The sequence below is a fragment of the Clostridium sp. MCC328 genome (assembly GCF_018785465.1).
Classification (GTDB): domain Bacteria; phylum Bacillota; class Clostridia; order Lachnospirales; family Lachnospiraceae; genus Pilosibacter; species Pilosibacter fragilis.
In genome coordinates, this window is the sequence record NZ_WQPW01000093.1 from 13502 (window position 1) to 13771 (window position 270).

The following is a 270-nucleotide window of genomic DNA, read 5'->3' on the forward strand; positions in this document are numbered from 1 at the left end:
CCGGGCCCATCCGAAATCGGAACTCAGCAAATTTATTAATGCGTATAAAAGCGCAAGCAGTCGATTGATTAAAAAAGAGTATCCGGAGATTCGGCAGAAGCTTTGGAAAGAAATGTTCTGGAGCCAGAGTTTTTGTCTGTTAAGTGCTGGTGGTGCACCCATTGAGGTTATCCGCCAGTACATAGAAACGCAGGGAGAAAATAAGAGTGAACATCGTGTACCGTTTTCGGATCTACCCGAATAAATCTCAAAAAGAACTATTTGCAAGGA

1 protein-coding gene is annotated in these 270 nt (G+C 43.0%); it reads left to right on the top strand.

Annotated features, from left to right (window positions below; translation table 11 throughout):
- A partial coding sequence (gene tnpA, locus GPK83_RS16955) for an IS200/IS605 family transposase (RefSeq protein WP_252196349.1) occupies positions 1-244 on the top strand: 244 nt, incomplete at its 5' end.
- Positions 245-270: the final 26 nt, after the last annotated feature.